A 21,566-nucleotide genomic window follows, 5' to 3' on the forward strand; every position below is an offset into this window, starting at 1 on the left:
GCAAAAAGGTTTGCTAGAGTGTATCAGAGAACTGGGGCGGGCAGGAAAGGGAGCAGGAAAATACCCGCTCCCTTGGGATGAACTTAAATCGTGGCTTTTTGTGCTTCGATAAAGTTGTTTATCTGTTGCTCCAGCACTGACATAGGCACTGAACCATTTTCTAATACGGCGTCGTGGAAGGCGCGAATATCGAATTTGTCGCCTAAGGCTTGCTCGGCTTTCGCGCGTAGGCGTTTAATGGTGAGCTCACCAATCTTGTAGGAGAGTGCTTGCCCTGGCCAGGTAATGTAGCGGTCAATCTCAGTGGTCACATTGTGGAGCGATAACGCCGTGTTGCTCGCCATAAACTCGATGGCTTGTTCTCGACTCCAACCTTGGGCGTGCATCCCCGTATCGACAACGAGGCGAGCGGCGCGCCACATCTCGTAAGTGAGACGTCCAAAGTTACTGTAAGGGTCTTGATAGAATCCCGCTTCTAAGCCTAAGTACTCGCTATACAATCCCCAACCTTCACCAAAGGCCGAAATGTAGCTGTAGCGACGAAAATCAGGCAACGAGCTCAGTTCGGAGTTGAGTGAAATCTGCAGATGATGACCAGGCACAGCTTCGTGTAGCGTTAGCGCTTCGAGTTCATAGAGCGGGCGCTTATCTAAGGCGTAGGTATTAACCCAGTAGTAACCCGGCTCGTCATCACGATTAGAGCCTGAATAACGGCCTGAGGTATATTTAGGGGCGATTTCGGCCGGCACTGGCGCGATACCGTAGGGTTTTCGCGGCAATTTACCAAAATATTTGGGCAACATGGCATCGGCTTTTTTGGCAATAAAGGCCGCCTCTTTCAGGAGCTGATCCGCACTGGTGGTATAAAACTGGGGATCGGTTCTTAAGAAATGTAGAAAGTCGGCAAAGCTGCCTTTAAAGCCAACAGACGTAATGACTTGCTCCATTTCCTGGCGGATACGCTTTACTTCTTTTAAACCAAGTTCGTGCACTTCGGCCGAGGTCATATTTAAGGTTGTGTAGTAGCGAACGCGGTTCTCATAGAAGGCATCTCCATCGGGTAAGCTGTTGGCAGCAATATTTTCCCGAGTGTTGGGCATATACTCCTGAGTCATAAAATCATAAAAAGCCTGATAGGTCGGGAGCACATTCTGTTCGACCGATGCTCGGCCTTCTTGGGTCAGTTGCGCTTTTTGCGCCTTAGTAAAGTGGCTTGGATATTGAGTAAATGGCTTGAAATAGCTGCTTTTCTCTACCGGTAAGATGTAAGCGCTAATGCTGTTTTCAAATCCCTTGAGCGTCGCCTTAGGCGGTGTAATGCCTTCCTTTAAGCCTTGTTTTAACCAATGGGTTTGCTGTGCAAAATAGGTCGGTAGCGCCTTAAGCTTACCTAGGTAGTTTTGGTAATCCTCTAGGGTGTTGAATCGCCCTTGTGCAATGGAAGATATATAGGCGTGGAAGCCGCTCTCTGCGGTGATTGGCAGGTAGTAATCCTTGTATTTATAGAGATCAACCTCATTTTGGATCTGATCCTCGAGGATTTGGGCGTTGATTTTATCTTCTTTACTCAGCTTGCTGCGATCCAGTGCTTTCAATTGGGCCAGAATGGCAATTTGTCCCTGATTGAGCTTGGCTAAGGCTTCTGGAGACAGATTTTGTAGTTTACCCGCAGCACTCTTATCCCCCATTCCATAGGCCATTTCTGGGTTGGCACTGAGTTGGAGTTGCCAACTTTGATCAGCAATCGCTTGCAGTGCTGGGGCCATAGTTTTGGCTGGCGCCTGCGCTGTAGTGATGGTTGTAGGTGTATGTTCGATAGGAGTTTGAGCTGTGCTACAGGCAGTTAGGGCGCAAATAAGTAAGCTTGGGGTAAAGAGTTTATGCATGATTTATCTCGGATATTTTCGTTGTTATTGAAGTCATTATGCCTGAGGTTTACCCCAGATTCTTGTACGCATATTAAGCAGAATTGTGACTGAATGTGAATTTAAATCCTGCCCTTAGCTAAGTGCCACCCAAGAATGCATGTTAAACTTAGTGTCCGCCCTAGACCAAATAACAAAAGCATTGGCTGGGTAGTTCACATAGGGGTTAATTATGATCAATACATCCATTCCATTGGTGGATTTGCATCGTCACTTAGATGGTAACGTGCGAGTGAACACCATTTGGGAACTCGGACACCAACACGGCATTGCTTTGCCTGCCGATTCTTTAGAGACTCTCGCGCCATTTGTACAAATTCAGGGGAAAGAAACCAGCTTAGTCGCCTTTTTGAAGAAGCTTGACTGGATGGTGGCAGTTCTGGCTGATTTAGATGCGGTAAAACGTGTCGCCTATGAAAACGTGGCGGATGCGGCGTTATCTGGCCTTGATTATGCGGAGCTGCGTTTTAGTCCATATTACATGGCGATGAACCATAAGCTACCGATTGAAGGTGTGGTTGAAGCGGTTATCGACGGGGTAAAAGCGGGCCTGAAAGATTACCAAGTTAAAATCAATCTTATCGGGATTATGTCGCGCTCTTTCGGCCAAGCCGCTTGTACTCAGGAGCTTGAAGGCTTACTCGCCCATAAACAACATTTAGTCGCGATGGATTTAGCCGGCGATGAGCTAGGTTTCCCTGGCGAATTGTTTAACGAGCATTTTAAGCGAGTACGAGACGCGGGCTTAGCCATTACCGCCCATGCGGGGGAAGCGGCGGGTTCGCAAAGTATGTGGCAAGCGATTCAGGAGTTGGGTGCGACACGTATTGGCCATGGGGTGAATGCGATTCACGATCCTAAGCTGATGGAATATCTCGCTAAACATCGTATTGGTATCGAATCTTGCCCAACCAGCAACCTGCACACCTCGACAGTGTCTTCCTATGCTGAACATCCCTTCAGAACCTTTATGGATGCCGGTGTGTTGATAAGCCTGAACACCGATGATCCGGGTGTGAGTGCGATTGATATCAAGCATGAGTATCGCATTGCTAAGTCTGAACTGGGACTAAGTGATGCTGAGCTGGCTCAGGTGCAACGCAACGGGGTGGAAATGGCGTTTTTATCCGAGAGTGAGCGCAAGGCGCTGTATGCGGCTAAAGCTTAAGTAAACGGCTCTTTTGCCCAATAAAAAATCCGACATTCGAGTCGGATTTTTTTTATTGGAAATGTGTCAGTGTTAGATCACACGGGAGAACTGTTGTTGACGCGCTTTTTGACGGTAGTAAAGGTCGAAGCACATACAGATATTGCGGATCAACAGGCGGCCTGTGGGGCTGATGGTGATCTTTCTGTCGGCGATTTCAACTAATTTATCGTCGATAAAGGTTTGCAGTAGTTTTAAGTCTTCGGCGAAGTATTCCTCAAACTTAATACCCAGTTTGTCATCCATTTTTGCCATATCTAAATCGAAGTGGCAGATCAATTGCTTGATCACTACGCGGCGGATTTCGTCGTCACGGTTGAGGCTACAACCTTTCCACAGTGCATGGCCATCTTTATCGATGGCTTCGTAGTAAGGGCGAATGTCCTTCTGGTTTTGCGCATAACAATCGCCGATTTGGCTGATTGAAGACACGCCCAGACCGAGCAGGTCGCATTCTTCTTGGGTGGTATAACCCTGGAAGTTACGGTGCAGTTTGCCTTCGCGTTGTAACTTAGCCAGCTCATCGTCAGGCTTAGCGAAGTGGTCCATGCCGATGTACTGATAACCCGCGCCGGTTAAGGTCTCGATCGTTTGATGCAACATCTCGAGTTTCTGTTTCGGCGATGGTAAATGTTCATCTTTGATCTTACGCTGCGCGGCAAAACGCGCGGGTAAATGGGCATAGTTGAACACGGATAGACGATCGGGTGACAGGTCTAACACGCGCTGCATGGTGGCGGCGAATGTTTCGGGTGTCTGATGTGGCAGACCGTAAATTAAGTCGATATTGGTTGAGACGAATCCCATATCCTTGGCTTTGGCCATTAAATCGAAAATAAATTGCTCGTCCTGCTCGCGGTTAACTGCGACTTGTACTTCTTTATTGAAGTCCTGCACCCCGATAGAAATGCGGTTAAAGCCCGCTTCTTTTAAGGTATCGAGCATTGAAAGCTCAATCTCACGCGGGTCAACTTCGATCGAGAACTCACCTTCAGCGGCAAAGTTAAAGTTAGCCTTGATTAAGTCGGTTAACTTCAAAATTTGCTCTGGATTTAAGAAGGTTGGAGTGCCGCCGCCCCAGTGCATTTGGGTGACTGTGTAGTGCTTAAACAGCGGAGCACGCTTAATAATTTCGAGGCTTAAATACTCAATGTATTGATCGGCTTTGTGGGCGTGGCGAGTGATGACTTTATTACAGCCACAGTAGTAGCAAAGTTTGGCGCAGAAGGGGATGTGAATATACAGCGACAGTTTGTCACTCTTACTGTTTTCAATCGCCGTTAACAGGTTTTGTTCAGTGAATGAATCATCGAACTCTAGCGCCGTTGGATAAGAAGTATAACGGGGACCGCTGTAGTTATATTTTTCGATCATCGACTGATCCCAGCTTATCTGAGTGGGCTGCTTCAAGGCGTGTCCTCCGAGGGTAAATTAGCAACAAACGAAGTATGCAAGGTTCTTAGGTAAATAACCTTGATCTAGGTTGTAAAAATGATGTCTGCCATTTTAGAAGTTACGCAATATCTATGAAAAAAGAGCGTGTGTCTGTCGTTTTTTGGAGGTTTTGTGCACAGGCTCACGGGAAGTCGCACTCTATGTGATGAACGGATTTAAATTGATCGCCTCGAAACCGATCCAAATTTGGCTTCGAGGCGGAGTAAGCGTTTTTAGTGCGGTGCTTTTAGCTGATAAGTCGACAACTTTTTAGCATCTTCGTTAATACCTTCGGCAAGCTCAGCTTCAGATTTCATTCGTGTAAAATCGAGTTTCATTCGATCTTGCTTTGGCAGAGCTTGGCGGGCTTCCATAATCGGATGATTTTTAATTAACTCAAAATGTTGGAAGAGTGCAGGAAACTCTGGTGCGACTCGCTCGCTGAGGGATAAAATCTCAAACAAACGCCCAATCCTGACCACGCCTTCGGAGATTTCACAGCGGTCTTCAATCATGGCTGTCGCAATATAGCGGATATCTTCGAGTACTTGTGCTCGTTTGGCATTAGCAGCCACTTCGCGCTCGGCAAAAAGCGCTTGTTGACGGTGTTTTTGTTGCTTGAGTTTGAGGAGTAAAAAAGTGGCGTAGCTACTGAGGGCAACAATAATGATAAAACCAAGAACGATAAGAGTGGTAGACACGAGAACTCCTTGTTCAGAAAGCATAAAAACAAAACATAATCGTTTTGTTTTTATGCATATTCTAAGATTTAAAACTTATCTTGATAATCTTTTAGCAGTTCGGCACCTGATTCAAAGCGATCGAACAGGTCGTCATCTGAATCAGCTTTAGATTTCGCTGGCACTTCATCTTCTAGCTCATCGCTAATACCCAGTTTAATCATCAGGGCTTCAATCTTATTCAGCTGCTGATCTAACCATTTTTGATCGGCATCATTTAAGTTGCGACCTTCTTCTAGCATATCGAGCAACTGATTTAGTCTTGGATCTTCTTCCAGCTTCAGTAATTTTTGCTCGTCAGTTAACTTTGGCTGCTTAACCTTTGGCGTGGCAGGCTTTTCTGTCGCGGTTGGCAACGTCAAAGCCACAGGTTTTTTACTGCCATGGCGAGGATCTTTGCTCTGTGCAGCCTTTTTCTGTGGTGCTTGAGCCTGGATCAGCGCTTCATTATGACGACTGCCAGACTTGTTACCCTTTTCTGCGCGCTTGCCTGTTACTTCAGCACGGTCCTGCTTTTTCACTCTTGGCTGTTGTTTGGGGCTATTCTCGCCGCCCTTGCGTGTTTTCTTGCTACGAGACATGATTTTCTCAATTATTTACATCGTATGGCCTAGCCGATACTGGATCGACTAAGTGCTAAATTCGGTCGGCTGTTATACCAGATTATGATGTTTTTTGCATCAAAACGAGGTCTTTCGCGGCAAATAATAGTTCAAAATCACTATTACTCGCTAGGTATTCAAAAGTTAGTCTTTGGTAAAAACTCACGTGAGTGAGATTGTTTTTATAATGCCACTTAGCAAAACCTTCTAAATCAATTAATAAAGGAGTACTAATTGCTAACCAGCCTCCTGGTTTAAGCAAGCGGGTCAGTAATCTCCATTCTTTGAAGGGATACTGAAAATGCTCAAATACTCGGTAGCAGCAAATAAAATCATACTCTTGCTTTAGAGGTTCATGGTCAGGAGCAAAGAAAGGGTCATATTGCTTGAAGGTGTGCCCCGCCGATTCAATGGTCGCCAGACTGGTTTGATCTAACACGCGTCCAAAATTTAAGCCCGTAAGGCTACCTTTTTGCTGCAGTTGTATTTGTGTCAGTAGCGGCAAAATAAATTGCGAGAGTTGGCGCTGTTTGGCGGCAATACGTGAACGGCCATAGCGCTGTTTTTCTGCCGCAGGAGGAAGATGGCTATTTGCATCAGCAAAAGTGAGTCCGCATGTCTGACAAATATAAAAACACCGTTTTTTGTCCTGTAGGAGCAACAGTGTTTGTGTGCTATGACAAAGGGGACATCTGCGCATTGAGTCAACTGATAAAAGATTAAGGCTTTGATTGTAACAATTATATTTGCAGAGTGCACTTTCTAGACAAAGTGCGTTTTGATTGAAAATCATAAAGAAAAAAGGCGGCAGTTAAACTGCCGCCTTACAAACAGTGCATTTTAGCACCCTATTCTGATTCCAAGTATCCGTACTTGCTATGCGACTTTCCCGGTCGGTATCCTTCTTTTTTTTACTGCTTTCCCTGCGTGTTTTTGTTAGCGGTCTTCCAGACTCTTAATTCTTTCCTGTCGCCATCCTGACCACAGTTTCCGTAGATGGTCTCAAGACACATCTTTTATAGCAGCGTCATCAATGACGTTAAATCAACCATCCTTGTTACTTGAAGTACCTTCCAGTGATAACAAGCTTCCAGCCAGTGCATCCAAAGCGATTAGCTTCCTTTGCTACAGTTTACATCATGTAAAACTGTGTCCTGATGGGGCAAGTTACCCTGAATGTAAGGCGTTTTGCTTTCGCAAATTGGCGTTATCGGCCGTCCCTTACAAAAATGTACTGACCTGGATTTCAAAGCGAAATCACTGCTCTTGTTATTATTAGAGAGTGGTCTTAGTTATATTGTTGTTATTGAGAGTCTTTATTCTTATATCTTGAATGTTAATTATACCGAAATCTGTAAGTTATTATTAATTTATTTGTACAAACAGATGGGTTTATCTCGGTACGGGGCTTATTAAACCCAAATCTGTGATCCATGTCAAGCATGAATCTTTATCAGTTTACGTTAACGTAAACTAGGCAGTGTAAAAAAAGGGTGACAACACACCCTTCTTTACATCGCTAAACCTTATTTCAGGCTAGCAAGATATTTAGATAGTGCATCGATATCGCTGTCATTTAACTTCTTAGCGACATCTTGCATCATACCGTTTAGGTCATTGTGACGACCTGCATCACGGAACTTAGTCAGTTGGATCTTGATATAGTTAGCGTGTTGACCAGCTAATGCTGGGAAACCAGCTGATTCAGCACCTTTACCATCTGGGCCGTGGCATGCCATACAAGCAGTGATGCCGCGTGACACATCGCCACCTTTGTAAAGTTTTGCACCTAGCTCAGGAACATCTTTCACCTCAGCAACTTGGATTGCTTGAGTAGAGAAATATGCAGTAATGTCGAGAATATCTTGATCACTAAGAGGCATTGCCATACCACTCATGATAGGATCCATACGACCATCTTTACCGCCAGATTGTGCCGCACTACGGAAATCATGTAGTTGCTTTTGGAGGTATGTGGCGTGTTGGCCCGCAAGCTTAGGGTACATATCGATCATGCTGTTACCGTCCATACCGTGACAGGCAGAACAGACGATAATTTTAGTTTTTCCCGCTTCAGCATTACCTTCAGCAATCGCAGGTGAAGATATGGCGGCAACTACAACAGACAGCGCAAGAGCTAACTTTTTCATGGCGTTCCAACTTCTGGTTAAGATTATTATCCTGAGCTTACTAGGGTGACCCGCAAGCGTGGTAAAATATGTTTAATGTGATCGGGGTAATATTTTACACGAAAACGTGGAAAAGTAAGCAATTCTTCATAAATTATGGTATTGCGCAGTAAATATATTGGAGTAAATAGTGACTGAATCTCATATAGATTTTCGCAGGGCGAAGTTTTTAATCAGTGCACCAGACATTGCACATTTGGATCAATATCTGCCTGGCGATGTCGGTGTTGAGATTGCTTTCGCTGGTCGCTCAAATGCTGGAAAATCGAGTGCGCTCAATGCATTAACTGAGCAAAAAAACTTGGCTCGCACCAGTAAAACGCCTGGACGCACTCAACTGATTAACGTATTTGAGCTTGATGCACAGCGTAGATTAGTCGATTTACCGGGTTATGGTTTTGCCCAAGTGCCATTAGCCATGAAGATTAAATGGCAACAATCTCTAGGCGAGTATTTACAGAAGCGTGCTTGTTTAAGTGGTGTTGTGGTTTTAATGGATATCCGTCATCCCCTAAAAGATCTGGATATGCAGATGATTGAATGGGCGGTGGCGAGTGAAATTCCGGTACTCGCATTGCTGACTAAGTCAGATAAGCTGGCGCAAAGCGCGAAGATGAAGACAGTAAACGAAGTGCGTAAAGCGCTGGTTGAGTTTGGAGATTGGGTGCAGGTTGAGCCTTTTTCTGCGCTCAAGGGCACGGGCAAACCTAAAGTGCTCAGTATCTTAAATGAATGGTGTCATCCGCAATGGTTGGCCGATGAGTTAGAAAACCAAGACGGCGCCGAGTAAGTCTTTTGCTTTATGGTCGGATGCCACAAGTGCATTCGGCCATCTTCTGCTGCGATATCCCGCTCTATCCCCTTATAAAACAATTGATTTTCAACTCTCAACCCTCAAGTTTCAGGCAAAAAAATAGCCGATAACAATAGTCACCGGCCAAAGTTTTAGCTCTTTTGGGGAGAAGCTAAATTCAACAAGACTCAAGCACCATCAAATTACCTTCAATGGTTCTCAATGACGACAGCATACATCGAATTTATCTTTTATTAAAGTAAATACTCTAAAATTTACTCGCCTTTGTTGAAATCATCCCTAGAGCGAAAAAAAAGCAAAAAAAAGCCCCAGCAAACAAGTTGCTGGGGCGCCAGAATTTGGCTCGTCACTATAAGTGAAATAAAGGTCTGAAAGATAGAACATCTTAACCTCTGTACCCTACGCAGAGAATAATACGCTATTTATCTTTAAATGGAAAACAGTTTTTTTGAAAAAGTGATAATTGTGTGCGGTAGATCTCAAGTTTTAGGTGAAAAAATCAGCGACGTTTGATCTAAACTTTTCACAAAGAGTATCTAAACCACTGTTTTAGCTAAATAGACTGTATTTTTAGTACAGAATTGATCAATTCTTCAGTTTTAATGTTTTTACTCTATTTCGGGGATTGTTGTTGGTTGTATCCATCAGCGAACGATTGTTTAGGCTTGTGTGGAGTGTCTCGCGGATAGCAGGTTGTGCTTATGGCGGTGTTTAAGCAGCGAGAATTGAGGGGAGATTGCATTAGTGACTTAGAGCATTGTATAGAGAGTCGAATGCTGTTTCCCGCTCTTAAGGTGACTTAGCCCTTAAGGTTTTCGCCTACGTAAGCAACTTCTCGCCATGTTGTCCTCTGTGGCGTCGATTTTAGCGGTATATAAAAGTCGCACCAAATACAAAGGCCCATCCTTTAATGAATGAGCCTTAGTAAGTGTTAGCAATGAGGTTCGAAGCTAAAGTCTACAGTTTAAATGCTAGTGGGCTTGATCCCAGTTATCACCAATGCCGGCTTCGGCCAGGAGTTCTACATCCAGATTGGCCGCTTTCGCCATGAGTTCACACACCTTGAGCTTGAGTTTTTCAGCTTTATCGGCATCGACTTCGAACACTAATTCGTCGTGCACTTGCATGATCATGGCGATTTCACCTTGGGTATCAGTTTTTATCCAATCGGCAATGCTGATCATGGCTTTTTTAATGATATCCGCGGCGGTGCCTTGCATTGGGGCGTTAATCGCTGCTCTTTCTGCTGCTTGGCGGCGCATTGCATTACGGTCGCGAATTTCGGGTAAATACAAACGGCGACCAAATAGCGTAGAGACATAGCCTAGCTCTGCTGCACTGGCTCGTGTTTCTTCCATATACCTTAATACACCTGGATAGCGGGCGAAGTAAGTGTCTATATAGGTTTGTGCCTCGTTGCGGGGGATGTCGAGCTGACGCGCCAATCCAAAGGCGGACATACCATAGATCAGGCCAAAGTTAACGGCTTTGGCGCGGCGTCGTTGCTCCGAGGTTACGCTGTCAAAGTCGGTGCCAAATACTTCGGCGGCGGTGGCTCTGTGAATGTCTTTGCCTTCGGCGAAGGCTTTGAGTAAGCCTGCATCTTGGGATAAATGCGCCATGATCCGCAATTCAATCTGCGAATAGTCGGCGGCTAAAATCTTACGTCCCTGCGGAGCAATAAAGGCTTGGCGAATACGACGACCTTCCTCGGTGCGGATAGGAATATTCTGTAGGTTTGGTTCGCTCGAGGATAAACGCCCCGTTGCGGCGTTGGCCTGATGGTAGCTTGTGTGTACTCGGCCCGTTTTAGCGTTCACCATTAAAGGTAACTTATCGGTATAAGTACTCTTTAACTTGGTCAGGCTGCGATGCTCAAGGATCACCTTAGGCAGAGGAAAATCTAATGCCAATTCGACCAGCACTTCTTCGGCGGTGGATGGTGCACCCTTAGGTGTCTTTTTGATAACCGGATAACCCAGCTTGTCAAAAAACAGCACTTGCAGTTGCTTTGGTGAACTTAAATTGAATTTTTCACCAGCAATATCATAAGCTTTAGTTTCTAACTCATCGATTTTACGGGCAAGTTCATCACTCTGTTGACCAAGCAACATACTATCGATAAACACACCTTGGCGTTCAATATCGGACAGAATTTGGATCAGCGGCAGTTCAATATCGGTAAAAACTGAGGCTAATTCAGCTTCTTTTTCGAGTCTTGGCCACAGGTGTTGATGTAGGCGTAGCGTAATATCGGCATCTTCCGCCGCATAGGGAGCTGCTGTTTCCAACGGAATTTGGTTAAAGGTTAGCTGTTTAGCACCTTTACCTGCGATATCTTCAAAGGCGATATTTTTATGGCCCAGATATTTTAGCGCCAACCCATCCATATCATGGCGTGAGGCGATCGAGTTAAACACATAGGATTCGAGCATAGTGTCGAATACCACGCCTTGGAGTTTTATGCCTGCATTGGCCAATACGCTGATGTCATATTTCAGATTTTGACCGACTTTTTTGATCTTGGCATCTTCGAGTAAGGGGCGCAGTTTTTCGAGTGCAGTCTGCTTATCTAATTGTTGAGGTGCGCCAACATAGTCGTGGGTTAAAGGCAGATAAGCGGCTTTTCCTGCTTCCACTGCGAAGGACATGCCAACAAGTTCCGCAACCATATAGTCGAGGCTGGTGGTCTCGGTATCCACGGCCATTAATGGCGCTTGTTTGAGTTTGGCAATCCACTCATCAAGCTGAGCTTCGGTCAGAATCGTATCGTATTGGGTTTCAATCGTGACGCTGGGCGCTGATTCTTCTTGGGTCTCTGTTGTTTCAGCTTTTACTGCGACCGTTGTTGGCGCCTTATTATCTAAGACTTCGGCAAGCCAGCGTTTAAACTCCATCTCGCCGTAGCATTTGATCAGTTCGTCTCGATCAGAAGGTTTGGCGGTGAGCTCATGCCAATCATGTTCGAGTTCAACATCGGTTTTAATGGTGGCAAGCTCATAGGACAGCTTTAGCATGTCGGCATTGTCGATGATCTTCGCCGCCATGGTTTTTGCGCCCCTAAAGCCTAATTCGGTGACTTTTTCGGGCTCTGCAAGCAAATTGGCTACACTACCCGCCCCCGTGAGCATAGCTAATGCGGTTTTTTCGCCAACACCAGGTAAACCGGGAATGTTATCCGCCTTATCGCCCATCAGCGCTAAGAAATCGATAATTCTGTCTGGACCTACACCATATTTAGCCGCAACTTCTTCAGGGCCCATAATGGTATCTGTCATGGTGTTGATCAGCGTGATATTGTCATCAACCAGCTGCGCCATATCTTTATCGCCTGTACTGATGAGTACGGCGCGGTTTTCGCGGCTCGCTTGGCGAGCGATAGTGCCGATAACATCATCTGCCTCAACACCTGGGATAGAGATTAAGGGCAAGCCTAAGGCACGGATAATACGGTGCAGGGGGTCAATTTGTGAGCGCAGGTCATCCGGCATCGGTGGTCGATGCGCCTTGTATTCTTCATATAAGTCATTGCGGAAGGTTTTGCCTTTAGCGTCGAACACCACAGCGATATGACTAGGTTGATAACGGCTTAATAAGCTGCGGAGCATATTCACTACGCCATAAACTGCACCAGTAGCTTCGCCCTTTGAGTTTGTCAGGTGAGGAGGCGCATAATAGGCGCGATATAAATAAGAAGATCCATCCACAAGGACAAGTGGGTTATTGGCTATGGTCGGCATAAGTAATTTTCGTTTATCGATGACTTAGATGGCGCTAAGCATGCCACAGAAGTGGTATTTCAGCCACGGCAAATTGACTCTCAGCCTGTGGATAACTCTGTGAGTGAAAAAGTCAACTGTGAATAATGGCGATAATTACGGCTTGGTGCGATATTTTTAAGTTGTTGATTTTTATGTTTTTATTATATTTGTGTGAGTTAAATACTGTTTCTTGAAAAATCTTCCTGATTTGTGGATTTTTTATTGACTCCGTAAAATACCTAGAGGCTGGCTTAATTTTCACCGACCCTTAGATTCGACGAACTAAGTTAGCACGATTTTTAAGCAGATCAACCATTTTGTTTACAGTTTGTTAAAACCAAATGACATAAGAAGGATATTTATAATGAAAAAAATCGCAGTATTACTCAGTGGGTGCGGTGTTTTCGATGGAACAGAGATCCATGAATCGGTTTTAACGTTATTATCTCTATCGAAAGCCGGGGCTCAATATCAGTGTTTTGCTCCTGATATCAATCAGATGCATGTTGTTAATCACTTCACTGGTGAAGTAGACAAGTCGGCGACACGAAATGTGCTGGTTGAATCGGCGCGTATCGCCCGCGGCGAAGTAAAGGCAACGACCGAACTCGATATCAGCGACTTTGATGCGCTAGTTATCCCTGGTGGTTTTGGGGCGGCGAAAAATCTGTGTAACTTCGCCACTAATGGCAGTGAGTGTGAAGTGAATCCACTCGTTACTGATTTTATTAATGAATTTATTCTTGCGAAAAAGCCTGTCGGCTTTATTTGCATCGCGCCTATGATGATCCCGCGTTTATATGGGCACGGCGCTAAGGGCACTATCGGTAATGATGTGGATACGGTGGCAGCCTTTAATCTGATGGGCGGCAATCATCAGGCAGCGACTGTGCATGATATCGTGGTGGATGAGGATAATAGGATTATTAGTACGCCCGCTTATATGTTGGCGGGGAATATTGCTGAGGCACACTCTGGCATCGAGAAGCTGGTCGCCAAAGTGCTAGAACTAGCCAAGTAATTACGCCTAAACACAGCAGGGTAAACTCTAAGGCTTACCCTGCATTTGTATCTGAATATGGAAGAAATCGCGGTGAGTTAGCGAGTGGCTTTACTGCGACTATCAAGCCAGCCTTGGGCGAGACCTATCAATAGCCCACCAATATGGGCGCCATTCGCAACTGAAACACCTAAGAAATCCGTAAAGCCTAACACCAGCCAAATCAGCATAAATCCCATGTAGGATGGCGGTAAGCCTATACCCGCCTCTGGTTTACGTCGCCCCATGACCCAAGTGTAACCGGCGACCGCATACACTACGCCTGACAGCCCGCCAAAGTTGGGACCGCTAACATAGTATTGGACGATATTGGGCAAAGTACCCGCGACCAGTAGCAGGATTAACAGCGGGGCTGTGCCTATGCGAGTCTCGATTTTTCCACCCAAATACCACCACCAGAGCAAATTGAAGATGATATGCATGGCGGAAAAGTGCATCAGGCTTGGGGTAAACACGCGCCAGAATTCACTAAAACTGGTGTCAGACACTGCGCCAAAATAGGAGAGTGCTTGGTAAACGGGGCTGGCGAAGCCTAAATTCATCGCAGCATAAATCAGTACACAGAGGCCGAAGATGATAAGAGTAACTGGGCCTGCGCCTGTGATAAATTGGGTAAATAGCTGTAAAGAAGGGGCGCCATAGTCGAGCTTAGTATTGGTATCACCATGCTCCCACGAGGCTTGTAAGTATTTGTTATCGTAAGGATGAGCGATAAAGTGGGCAAATTCTTTACGGGCTTGCTCGGCATCCTGATCGCGGATAACCAGAATAGCGACTCCCTGCGGCAATGGCTGAATTTGGCAGTCTATCTGTTCACCTTTGAGGTAATCGACAAAGGCCTGCGCGGCTCTGCTGTTGGGGAGTCTGCCAATCTCTATCATGCATTGGCCTCATGCCAAGCGCTAAAGCCACCATCTAGGCTATAAACGTCATCAAACCCTTGCTCACACAGATATTGCGCGGCATTTTGGCTGCTGATGCCATGGTAGCAAACCACCACTAAAGGACTGTCCATATCCGCTTGGCTAATAAAGTGCGCTAGATTCTCGTTATTCAAATTAAATGCGCCATCAATGTGGCCGTTGTTAAAGCTATGACCATCGCGAATATCGACGATTTGCACTGGCTTTGACTCGGTCATTTGCACTAATTGATTCACGCTAAGGTGTTTAAAGGAAGACATAATAAAACCTGAAATAACTGAAAAGGAATAAGCGATGGGATAAGTGTGCAACATGGGGCTGCATGTGTACAGCCCCGTGATTGGCATAGCTAAGAGAATTAATCCCAGCTGAGGATGACTTTACCAGATTGGCCCGAGCCCATAGCGTCGAAGCCTTTTTGGAAATCATCAATCTTGTAGTGATGGGTGATGATAGGCGAAATATCTAAGCCAGATTGGATCAAGCTTGCCATCTTGTACCAGGTTTCGAACATTTCACGGCCGTAAATGCCTTTGATGACCAGACCCTTGAAGATCACTTTGCTCCAATCAATCGCCATTTCACCACCCGGAATACCGAGCATCGCGATTTTGCCGCCGTGGTTCATGGTATCTAACATGGCGTGGAAGGCAGAAGGTACGCCAGACATTTCTAGACCCACGTCGAACCCTTCAGTCATACCGAGTTCTTTCATCACGTCTTTCAGGCTTTCCTGAGCCACGTTAACTGCGCGGGTAGCACCCATTTTACGGGCCAACTCTAAGCGGTATTCGTTAACGTCGGTAATGACCACATGACGAGCGCCAACGTGGCGACATACGGCCGCAGCCATAATTCCGATAGGACCAGCGCCAGTGATTAACACGTCTTCGCCCACTAAGTCGAATGACAGCGCAGTGTGCACTGCGTTACCGAATGGGTCGAAAATAGAGGCTAAATCGTCGCTGATATCATCGGGGATTTTGAAGGCGTTAAAGGCCGGGATAACCAAATATTCGGCAAATGAACCTTCGCGGTTTACACCCACACCTGAGGTGTTACGGCATAAATGGGTGCGACCAGCGCGGCAGTTACGGCAGTGGCCGCAGGTGATATGGCCTTCGCCAGAAACGCGGTCACCAATGTTAAAGCCACGAACTTCTTGTCCGATATCAACCACTTCACCCACATATTCGTGACCTACCACCATAGGTACAGGAATGGTTTTTTGTGACCATTCGTCCCAGTTGTAGATGTGCATGTCGGTGCCGCAAATGGCGGTCTTTTTAATCTTGATCAGCAGATCGTTATGGCCCATTTCAGGTTTAGGCGCATCGACTAACCAAATACCTTTTTCGGCTTTTAACTTGCTTAGTGCTTTCATTTTGTAGGGTCCTAAATAATCGCCATTTCTTTAGCAATACGGGTAAAGGCTTCAATTGCTTTGTCGAGTTGCTCACGGGTGTGGGCCGCTGACATTTGCGTACGGATACGGGCTTGTCCCTTTGGTACCACAGGGAAGGAGAAGCCGATAACGTAAATATGTTCTGCTAATAAGCGGTTAGCGAAATCGCTCGCCAATTTGGCATCGCCAATCATCACAGGGATAATCGCGTGGTCGGCACCGCCTAAGATAAAGCCTGCCGCTGACATTTTCTCGCGGAAGTAACGGCTGTTTTCCCATACCGCTTCACGCAGTGCTTGGCCCGATTTGAGCATCTCTAATACATGGATAGAGGCAGTTACAATCGAAGGCGCCAATGAGTTAGAGAATAGGTAAGGGCGAGAGCGTTGACGTAACCAGTCGATGACTTCTTTTTTACCTGAAGTGAAACCGCCCGATGCACCGCCTAAGGCTTTGCCTAAGGTGCCAGTGATAATATCGACTCGACCCATCACACCGCAGTGTTCGTGTGAACCACGGCCGTTTTGGCCAACAAAGCCCACGGCGTGTGAGTCGTCAACCATCACTAATGCACCGTATTTATCGGCTAAGTCACACACACCTTGCAGGTTGGCGATGACGCCGTCCATTGAGAATACGCCGTCGGTGGCGATCAAAATATTGCGCGCGCCAGCTGCTTTTGCGGCGATCAGTTGCGTCTCTAAATCCGCCATATCGTTGTTGGCGTAGCGGAAACGTTTGGCCTTACATAAACGCACGCCATCGATGATAGAGGCATGGTTTAAGGCGTCGGAAATAATCGCATCTTCGGCATCTAACAGGGTTTCGAACAGGCCTGCGTTGGCGTCGAAGCAAGAAGAGTACAGAATCGTGTCTTCCATGCCGAGGAACTCACTCAGGCTGGCTTCGAGTTGCTTGTGGATGTCTTGGGTTCCACAAATAAAACGGACCGACGCCATACCAAAGCCATGACTGTCTAAGCCTTGCTGTGCGGCTTTGATCAGTTCAGGATGATTAGCTAGGCCTAGATAGTTGTTGGCGCAAAAGTTAACAACTTCTTGGTGATTTACTTGAATGGCTGTCTGTTGCGGTGAGGCAATAACACGCTCGCTTTTATATAAACCTTCGGCTTTGATATCCGCAAGCTGTTGATTAATCTGTGCGTAGAATGAGGTAGAGGCCACCTGATATCTCCTTAGTTAACTTTATTCTGATTCTGGGAGTTGCGGCATTCTAACGCTAAACCCTATCGGCCTACAGCCTTTTTTTCATGCAGGTTAGCTAGATAAATTAGTTTAGGGCTAAAGGGGTTGTTACATTATAAAAACTAATGTGCAACATGATCGGCTTGTCGGTCGCATCACCGCCAACGGCATGAATTGAGCCCGCATTTAGCGTGTTTAACCTGTTGAGTTTAGCGCTAAATGCGACGGCGTTGGACGATTAAAGCGAATCTTGGGTCGCTAACTCGTGGTAGTGCTGCTCTAAACGACAGAAGGTCGCTTGGGAGGTTGGCGTGGCGTAGGCCTTAAAAATCATCAATACCCGCAATACTCCTTCGTACAAAATGCCTTTAGTGATGGTGGACGTGCTCGATTGGGTAAGCTGATAACCAATCCAAAAACTCACAATCATCTTGATGGTGTCGGCAAGTGGCGTGATTTTATCGTTATCAATATTTAAAAAACCATCCTGCTTGAGTTTACCTAGCACGTGACTTGAACGGGTTAATACTTGCTGCTGGGCGTGCAAATATCGGCTTTTTAATTCTTCATCGCGGGCGAGGATATCGGCCAAATTGGCGTACATAAAACGGAATTGCCACAGGGTGTAAAACATCGCATCAAAATAGCCGATCAGCTGTTCTACGTTGACTTGCTCGCCCTCATAGGGCTGAAACCCCGATTCAAGGTGCGCCTCGTAGAGACTGAAGATCGACTGAATAATATCTTCCTTATTACGGAAGTGGTAATAAAGATTCCCGGGACTCATATTTAGGTGAGCGGCAATATGATTGGTGGTGATATTTCGTTCGCCATGCTCATTGAACAGCTCAAGGCTGGCGTAAATAATTTTGTCGCGGGTTTTCATATGTTTTCCAAGTGGCTAGTGAACGCTGCAAATTGACTAAAGAAGGCTAACCAACGACCGCTACACTGCTGGTAAATTATCCCTAATTTAAAACCCTATTGATTAAGCCCCAACGCACAAAAATTCAATAGGATTGGTATACGCAAACAACTTCGAGAGGCTTGAACTCGTATCTTGAGGTCGCTTGGGTATATTATGCTAACATTGCCGTTATCCAACAGGCAAAATCTCATCAGCACGATTTTATGAATCGATTTTTTTACAGTGTGTTGCTTTATCTTTTATCCCCTCTACTCATTGTCTATTTGGCTTTTAGAGCCATTAAAAGTCCAGACTATCGTGGCCGTTGGGGCGAACGCTTCGGATTAGCCCAACTTAAACCGACGGATTTACTGATCCATTCGGTGTCGATGGGAGAAACGCTCGCGGCTATTCCCTTGATCCGTTTGATTATGCAAACGCACCCTGAGCTAAGCATTACGGTTACTACCACCAGTCCCACCGGCTCTGCCGAGGTACGCAAAGCCTTTGGTGATCAAGTGCAGCACTGCTATTTGCCCTTCGATTTGCCTTGGTGTGTGAGCCGTTTTCTGCGCCAGTTATCCCCTAAATGGTGCATCATAATGGAAACTGAGTTATGGCCGAATCTGTTGGCACTGGCGGCTAAGCGCGGCGTGCGCTTGATGCTCGCCAATGCTAGGCTGTCGGCTAAATCGGCGGCGCAGTATGCCAAGCGTTCGCAATTAAGTCGTCCCATGTTGCAACGCTTAGATGTGATTGCGGTGCAGACCCAAGTTGAAGCGCAGCGATTTATCGACCTTGGAGTGCCTGCTGACAGAGTGACTGTTTGCGGCAGTTTGAAGTTTGATTTAAGTATTACGCCCGAGCGCTTAACCCTCGCACGAGCGCTTCGGCAAGCTTGGGGGCGTGAGACGGCGCCCGTGTGGGTAGCAGGCAGTGTTCACCCCGGTGAGTTTGATGCCATGTTAAGTGCCCATAAACGGTTGCTCGCTAAGTGGCCGGAGGCGCTGCTGATCATTGTGCCGCGTCACCCAGAGCAGTTTGTGGCGGTGGCGGAGGTTGCCGCTAGCCAAGGTTTTGAATATGTGCGCCGCAGTGATGCTCAAGCAATTACTGCCACGACGCAGGTGCTGGTGGGCGATACCATGGGTGAACTATTAACCTTTTATGGCGCGGCCGATCAAGCCTTTGTGGGAGGTACTTTGATTGAAAATGGCGGCCATAATCCCCTCGAACCCGCGGCCATGGGCGTGCCAGTAATGGTAGGGCCAAATCATTGGGATTTTGCCCAAATTACCCAAATGTTGGCAGATGCGGGTGGCTTGCGGATTGTGAGTTCAGGGCAAGAGTTGGGGGATAATTTAATTCAGTATTTTGAGCAGCCGATTTTACGCCAACAAGCCGCTGAAGCAGGCCTTGCCGTGGTAGAAGCCAATCGTGGTGCTTTGCAGCGTCAGTTTGCTCTCGCCGAATCGTTACTGAGCCAAACAGCCTAGTGCCACTGAGGTATTAGGCTTTTGGGATAATTGAATGATAACCCTCGAGCAATGCAGCCCAGTTAGCGGGTGTAAAGGCAAGTGTTTGCTGCTTACCTTGTTCTTTATTGAAGGAGCGTAGCAGCCTTTCAAGGTTCGCCTTCTGCCATTGGGCATTGGGCGTTTTGATTTCACCCCTGTCAAAATCAATCAGATAAAAGCGCTCTTGTGCACCGTTCATTTGCTGTGGTTGCCACAAAATGTTCTTTGCGTTTAAGTCGGCATGGTAAACGCCGCGGCGATGAAACTGGGCAATGGTCGCGCCAAGAGCTTGCCACTGCTCTGGAGCCATGGCGTCTTTCGTTAACTTAGCGACCAAGTCTTCGGCGCCATCGACTCGCTCAATAATAATGTCGGCACGGTAAAACAAGCCATCACGCACAACATTGGCGGCAATAGGTTTAGGCACCGCAAATTGCTCACGGTAAAGCAGGTCAAGCAGCCTTAATTCACCCATGGCGCGAGTGTTTTCAAGCCCGGTATAGAAGTAGGCATCCTTACTGAATTTCTCCATCAGGCCGCCGCGCCAGTAATGCCGCAGTACCCAATGACTGTGCTCAAATGCTACAAACCAAGTGGTATAGCGGCCCTTGGATGAACCCACAACTGCAGCTTTTTCGCGCCAAAAATCGACCGAGAACCAAGCCGGCGTGATGTCCTCTGGCGTATCTTGGCAAAGTGCCATATAGCCATTGGCAGTATTTATGATTTTGATTTGTGCGTTCATGGGAGATTTGTTGACTTAAGCGTGGCACCTGCGGCCATTCTACATTAAGATCCTCAGCTTGCGCCAAATAACCTTAAGGGCTATTCGCTTGAGTTTAGATATTAACACCATGAATTCTCTCTGCCTGTTGAGGCTATCGGCTATCGGTGACGTCTGTCATGCTGTGGCGATGGTGCAGGCCATTCAGCGCCAATATCCCCAGCTCAAAATCACTTGGGTGATAGGTAAACTTGAATATCAGTTGCTGAAGCACTTGCCCGGCATTGAGTTTGTGATTTTCGATAAATCCCAAGGCTGGCGTAGCTATTTTTATCTGCATAAGGCATTGAAAGGCCGCCGTTTTGATGTGCTGCTGCATATGCAAGTGGCGCTGCGTGCGACCTTGGCATCCCTCGCTATTTCGGCAAAGGTTCGGGTCGGATTCGACCGTGCCCGCGCCAAAGAAGGTCAATGGCTAGTCACCAATCATAGAGTAGAACCTTTAGCTCAACCCCATGTGCTCGACGGTTTTATGGGGTTCGCCAAGGCGATTGGTGTTAGCGATATTACCCCGAGTTGGAATATTCCTGTCCCTCAAGCGGACACTGAATTTGCCCAGCGCCATATTGTCGATGATGAGAAGGTATTAGTCATTTGCGCGGCCGCTAGTAAAGCTGAGCGTAATTGGCTGCCTGAGCGTTATGCCGCCGTGGCGCAGCATGCGGTGAATAAGGGGTATCGAGTTATTCTCTGCGGTGGCCCAACAGTACTTGAAAAGACATTGGCCGACGATATTGCCAATGCGTGCTCTGCCAAACTCGATAACTTGGTCGGCAAAACCAGTTTGACCCAATTGCTGGCTCTACTGAAACGCGCCAGCCTAGTGCTCGCGCCCGACACTGGCCCTGCACATATGGCGGTCACTCAAGGGACGCCAGTCATAGGTTTATATGCCCATTCCAACCCAGGGCGCACCGGGCCTTATTTATCGCAGCAATATGTGGTGAGCGCCTATCAAGAGGCCATCGCCTCACAGCAAAGCGGTGAGGTGAAATGGGGCACCCGAGCCAAGGGTGAGCACCTTATGGCGCTAATTAGTGTTGACGCTGTGATAGAGAAATTTGATCAGGTTATTCAGCAGACACACAGTTAA

The 21,566-nt window shown here is 46.7% G+C and carries 18 protein-coding genes; 5 read left to right on the forward strand and 13 right to left on the reverse strand.

The annotated features are described in order from the left end of the window. Positions 1-83: 83 nt before the first annotated feature. The gene (locus KXJ80_RS02365) at positions 84-1,886 is read right to left on the reverse strand and encodes a DUF885 domain-containing protein (RefSeq protein ID WP_099457190.1); all 1,803 of its coding nucleotides are present in this window, start codon (positions 1,884-1,886) and stop codon (positions 84-86) included. Positions 1,887-2,097: 211 nt separating this feature from the next. On the opposite strand from KXJ80_RS02365, the gene add reads away from it, so the two are divergent. Next, complete coding sequence (add, locus tag KXJ80_RS02370) at positions 2,098-3,093, forward strand: adenosine deaminase (protein WP_011718822.1); 996 nt, start codon at positions 2,098-2,100, stop codon at positions 3,091-3,093. 72 nt (positions 3,094-3,165) lie between these two features. Here the strand turns inward: add and hemN are convergent, their stop codons facing one another. The 5 genes from hemN to KXJ80_RS02395 all read right to left on the reverse strand — a co-directional run bounded on the left by hemN (position 3,166) and on the right by KXJ80_RS02395 (position 8,058). Next, positions 3,166-4,542, reverse strand: coding sequence for an oxygen-independent coproporphyrinogen III oxidase (gene hemN / locus KXJ80_RS02375; RefSeq protein ID WP_099457191.1), 1,377 nt, complete (start codon positions 4,540-4,542; stop codon positions 3,166-3,168). A gap of 257 nt (positions 4,543-4,799) precedes the next feature. Continuing rightward, the gene (locus tag KXJ80_RS02380) at positions 4,800-5,267 is read right to left on the reverse strand and encodes a DUF2489 domain-containing protein (protein ID WP_037429860.1); all 468 of its coding nucleotides are present in this window, start codon (positions 5,265-5,267) and stop codon (positions 4,800-4,802) included. A 68-nt stretch (positions 5,268-5,335) separates the two neighbouring features. Beyond that, the gene (yihI, locus tag KXJ80_RS02385) at positions 5,336-5,887 is read right to left on the reverse strand and encodes a Der GTPase-activating protein YihI (protein ID WP_037424074.1); all 552 of its coding nucleotides are present in this window, start codon (positions 5,885-5,887) and stop codon (positions 5,336-5,338) included. A gap of 82 nt (positions 5,888-5,969) precedes the next feature. Next, on the reverse strand, positions 5,970-6,608 hold the full coding sequence (locus KXJ80_RS02390; protein ID WP_037429866.1) for a class I SAM-dependent methyltransferase: 639 nt from the start codon (positions 6,606-6,608) through the stop codon (positions 5,970-5,972). A gap of 826 nt (positions 6,609-7,434) precedes the next feature. Continuing rightward, complete coding sequence (locus KXJ80_RS02395; protein WP_037424071.1) at positions 7,435-8,058, reverse strand: c-type cytochrome; 624 nt, start codon at positions 8,056-8,058, stop codon at positions 7,435-7,437. Positions 8,059-8,227: 169 nt separating this feature from the next. Here KXJ80_RS02395 and yihA point away from each other — a divergent pair, with 169 nt between their 5' ends. Continuing rightward, positions 8,228-8,887 (forward strand): ribosome biogenesis GTP-binding protein YihA/YsxC, encoded by a 660-nt coding sequence (gene yihA / locus KXJ80_RS02400; protein ID WP_037424068.1) that lies wholly within the window; start codon positions 8,228-8,230, stop codon positions 8,885-8,887. A gap of 995 nt (positions 8,888-9,882) precedes the next feature. Here yihA and polA read toward each other — a convergent pair. Beyond that, positions 9,883-12,651, reverse strand: coding sequence for a DNA polymerase I (polA, locus tag KXJ80_RS02405; RefSeq protein ID WP_099457192.1), 2,769 nt, complete (start codon positions 12,649-12,651; stop codon positions 9,883-9,885). Positions 12,652-13,036: 385 nt separating this feature from the next. Here polA and elbB point away from each other — a divergent pair, with 385 nt between their 5' ends. After that, positions 13,037-13,693: an isoprenoid biosynthesis glyoxalase ElbB gene (elbB, locus tag KXJ80_RS02410; RefSeq protein WP_099457193.1), complete on the forward strand. Its 657-nt coding sequence runs from the start codon at positions 13,037-13,039 to the stop codon at positions 13,691-13,693. A 77-nt stretch (positions 13,694-13,770) separates the two neighbouring features. Here the strand turns inward: elbB and glpG are convergent, their stop codons facing one another. From glpG to KXJ80_RS02435, 5 genes are all read right to left on the reverse strand, one after another. After that, complete coding sequence (gene glpG / locus KXJ80_RS02415) at positions 13,771-14,613, reverse strand: rhomboid family intramembrane serine protease GlpG (RefSeq protein ID WP_086902511.1); 843 nt, start codon at positions 14,611-14,613, stop codon at positions 13,771-13,773. Then, positions 14,610-14,915 (reverse strand): thiosulfate sulfurtransferase GlpE, encoded by a 306-nt coding sequence (gene glpE / locus KXJ80_RS02420; RefSeq protein WP_037429864.1) that lies wholly within the window; start codon positions 14,913-14,915, stop codon positions 14,610-14,612. The genes glpG and glpE overlap by 4 nt, the downstream gene beginning before the upstream one ends. Positions 14,916-15,013: 98 nt before the next feature. Then, positions 15,014-16,039: an L-threonine 3-dehydrogenase gene (gene tdh, locus KXJ80_RS02425; RefSeq protein ID WP_086902510.1), complete on the reverse strand. Its 1,026-nt coding sequence runs from the start codon at positions 16,037-16,039 to the stop codon at positions 15,014-15,016. Between the two features lie 11 nt (positions 16,040-16,050). After that, on the reverse strand, positions 16,051-17,244 hold the full coding sequence (locus KXJ80_RS02430) for a glycine C-acetyltransferase (protein WP_099457194.1): 1,194 nt from the start codon (positions 17,242-17,244) through the stop codon (positions 16,051-16,053). Positions 17,245-17,503: 259 nt separating this feature from the next. Beyond that, entirely contained in the window at positions 17,504-18,151 is a 648-nt protein-coding gene (locus KXJ80_RS02435; protein ID WP_037424052.1) for a TetR/AcrR family transcriptional regulator, read from the reverse strand. 245 nt (positions 18,152-18,396) lie between these two features. Between KXJ80_RS02435 and waaA the strand changes: the two genes are divergently transcribed. Further along, on the forward strand, positions 18,397-19,668 hold the full coding sequence (gene waaA, locus KXJ80_RS02440) for a lipid IV(A) 3-deoxy-D-manno-octulosonic acid transferase (protein WP_169547346.1): 1,272 nt from the start codon (positions 18,397-18,399) through the stop codon (positions 19,666-19,668). A gap of 13 nt (positions 19,669-19,681) precedes the next feature. Here waaA and KXJ80_RS02445 read toward each other — a convergent pair whose 3' ends face one another. Continuing rightward, positions 19,682-20,434 carry a 3-deoxy-D-manno-octulosonic acid kinase gene (locus KXJ80_RS02445; RefSeq protein ID WP_218737743.1) on the reverse strand — a complete coding sequence of 251 codons (753 nt, stop codon included), beginning with the start codon at positions 20,432-20,434 and terminating at the stop codon, positions 19,682-19,684. A gap of 88 nt (positions 20,435-20,522) precedes the next feature. Between KXJ80_RS02445 and KXJ80_RS02450 the strand changes: the two genes are divergently transcribed. Then, positions 20,523-21,566: a glycosyltransferase family 9 protein gene (locus KXJ80_RS02450; RefSeq protein ID WP_218737744.1), complete on the forward strand. Its 1,044-nt coding sequence runs from the start codon at positions 20,523-20,525 to the stop codon at positions 21,564-21,566.

Source organism: Shewanella xiamenensis, assembly GCF_024971755.1.
Taxonomy (GTDB): domain Bacteria; phylum Pseudomonadota; class Gammaproteobacteria; order Enterobacterales; family Shewanellaceae; genus Shewanella; species Shewanella xiamenensis.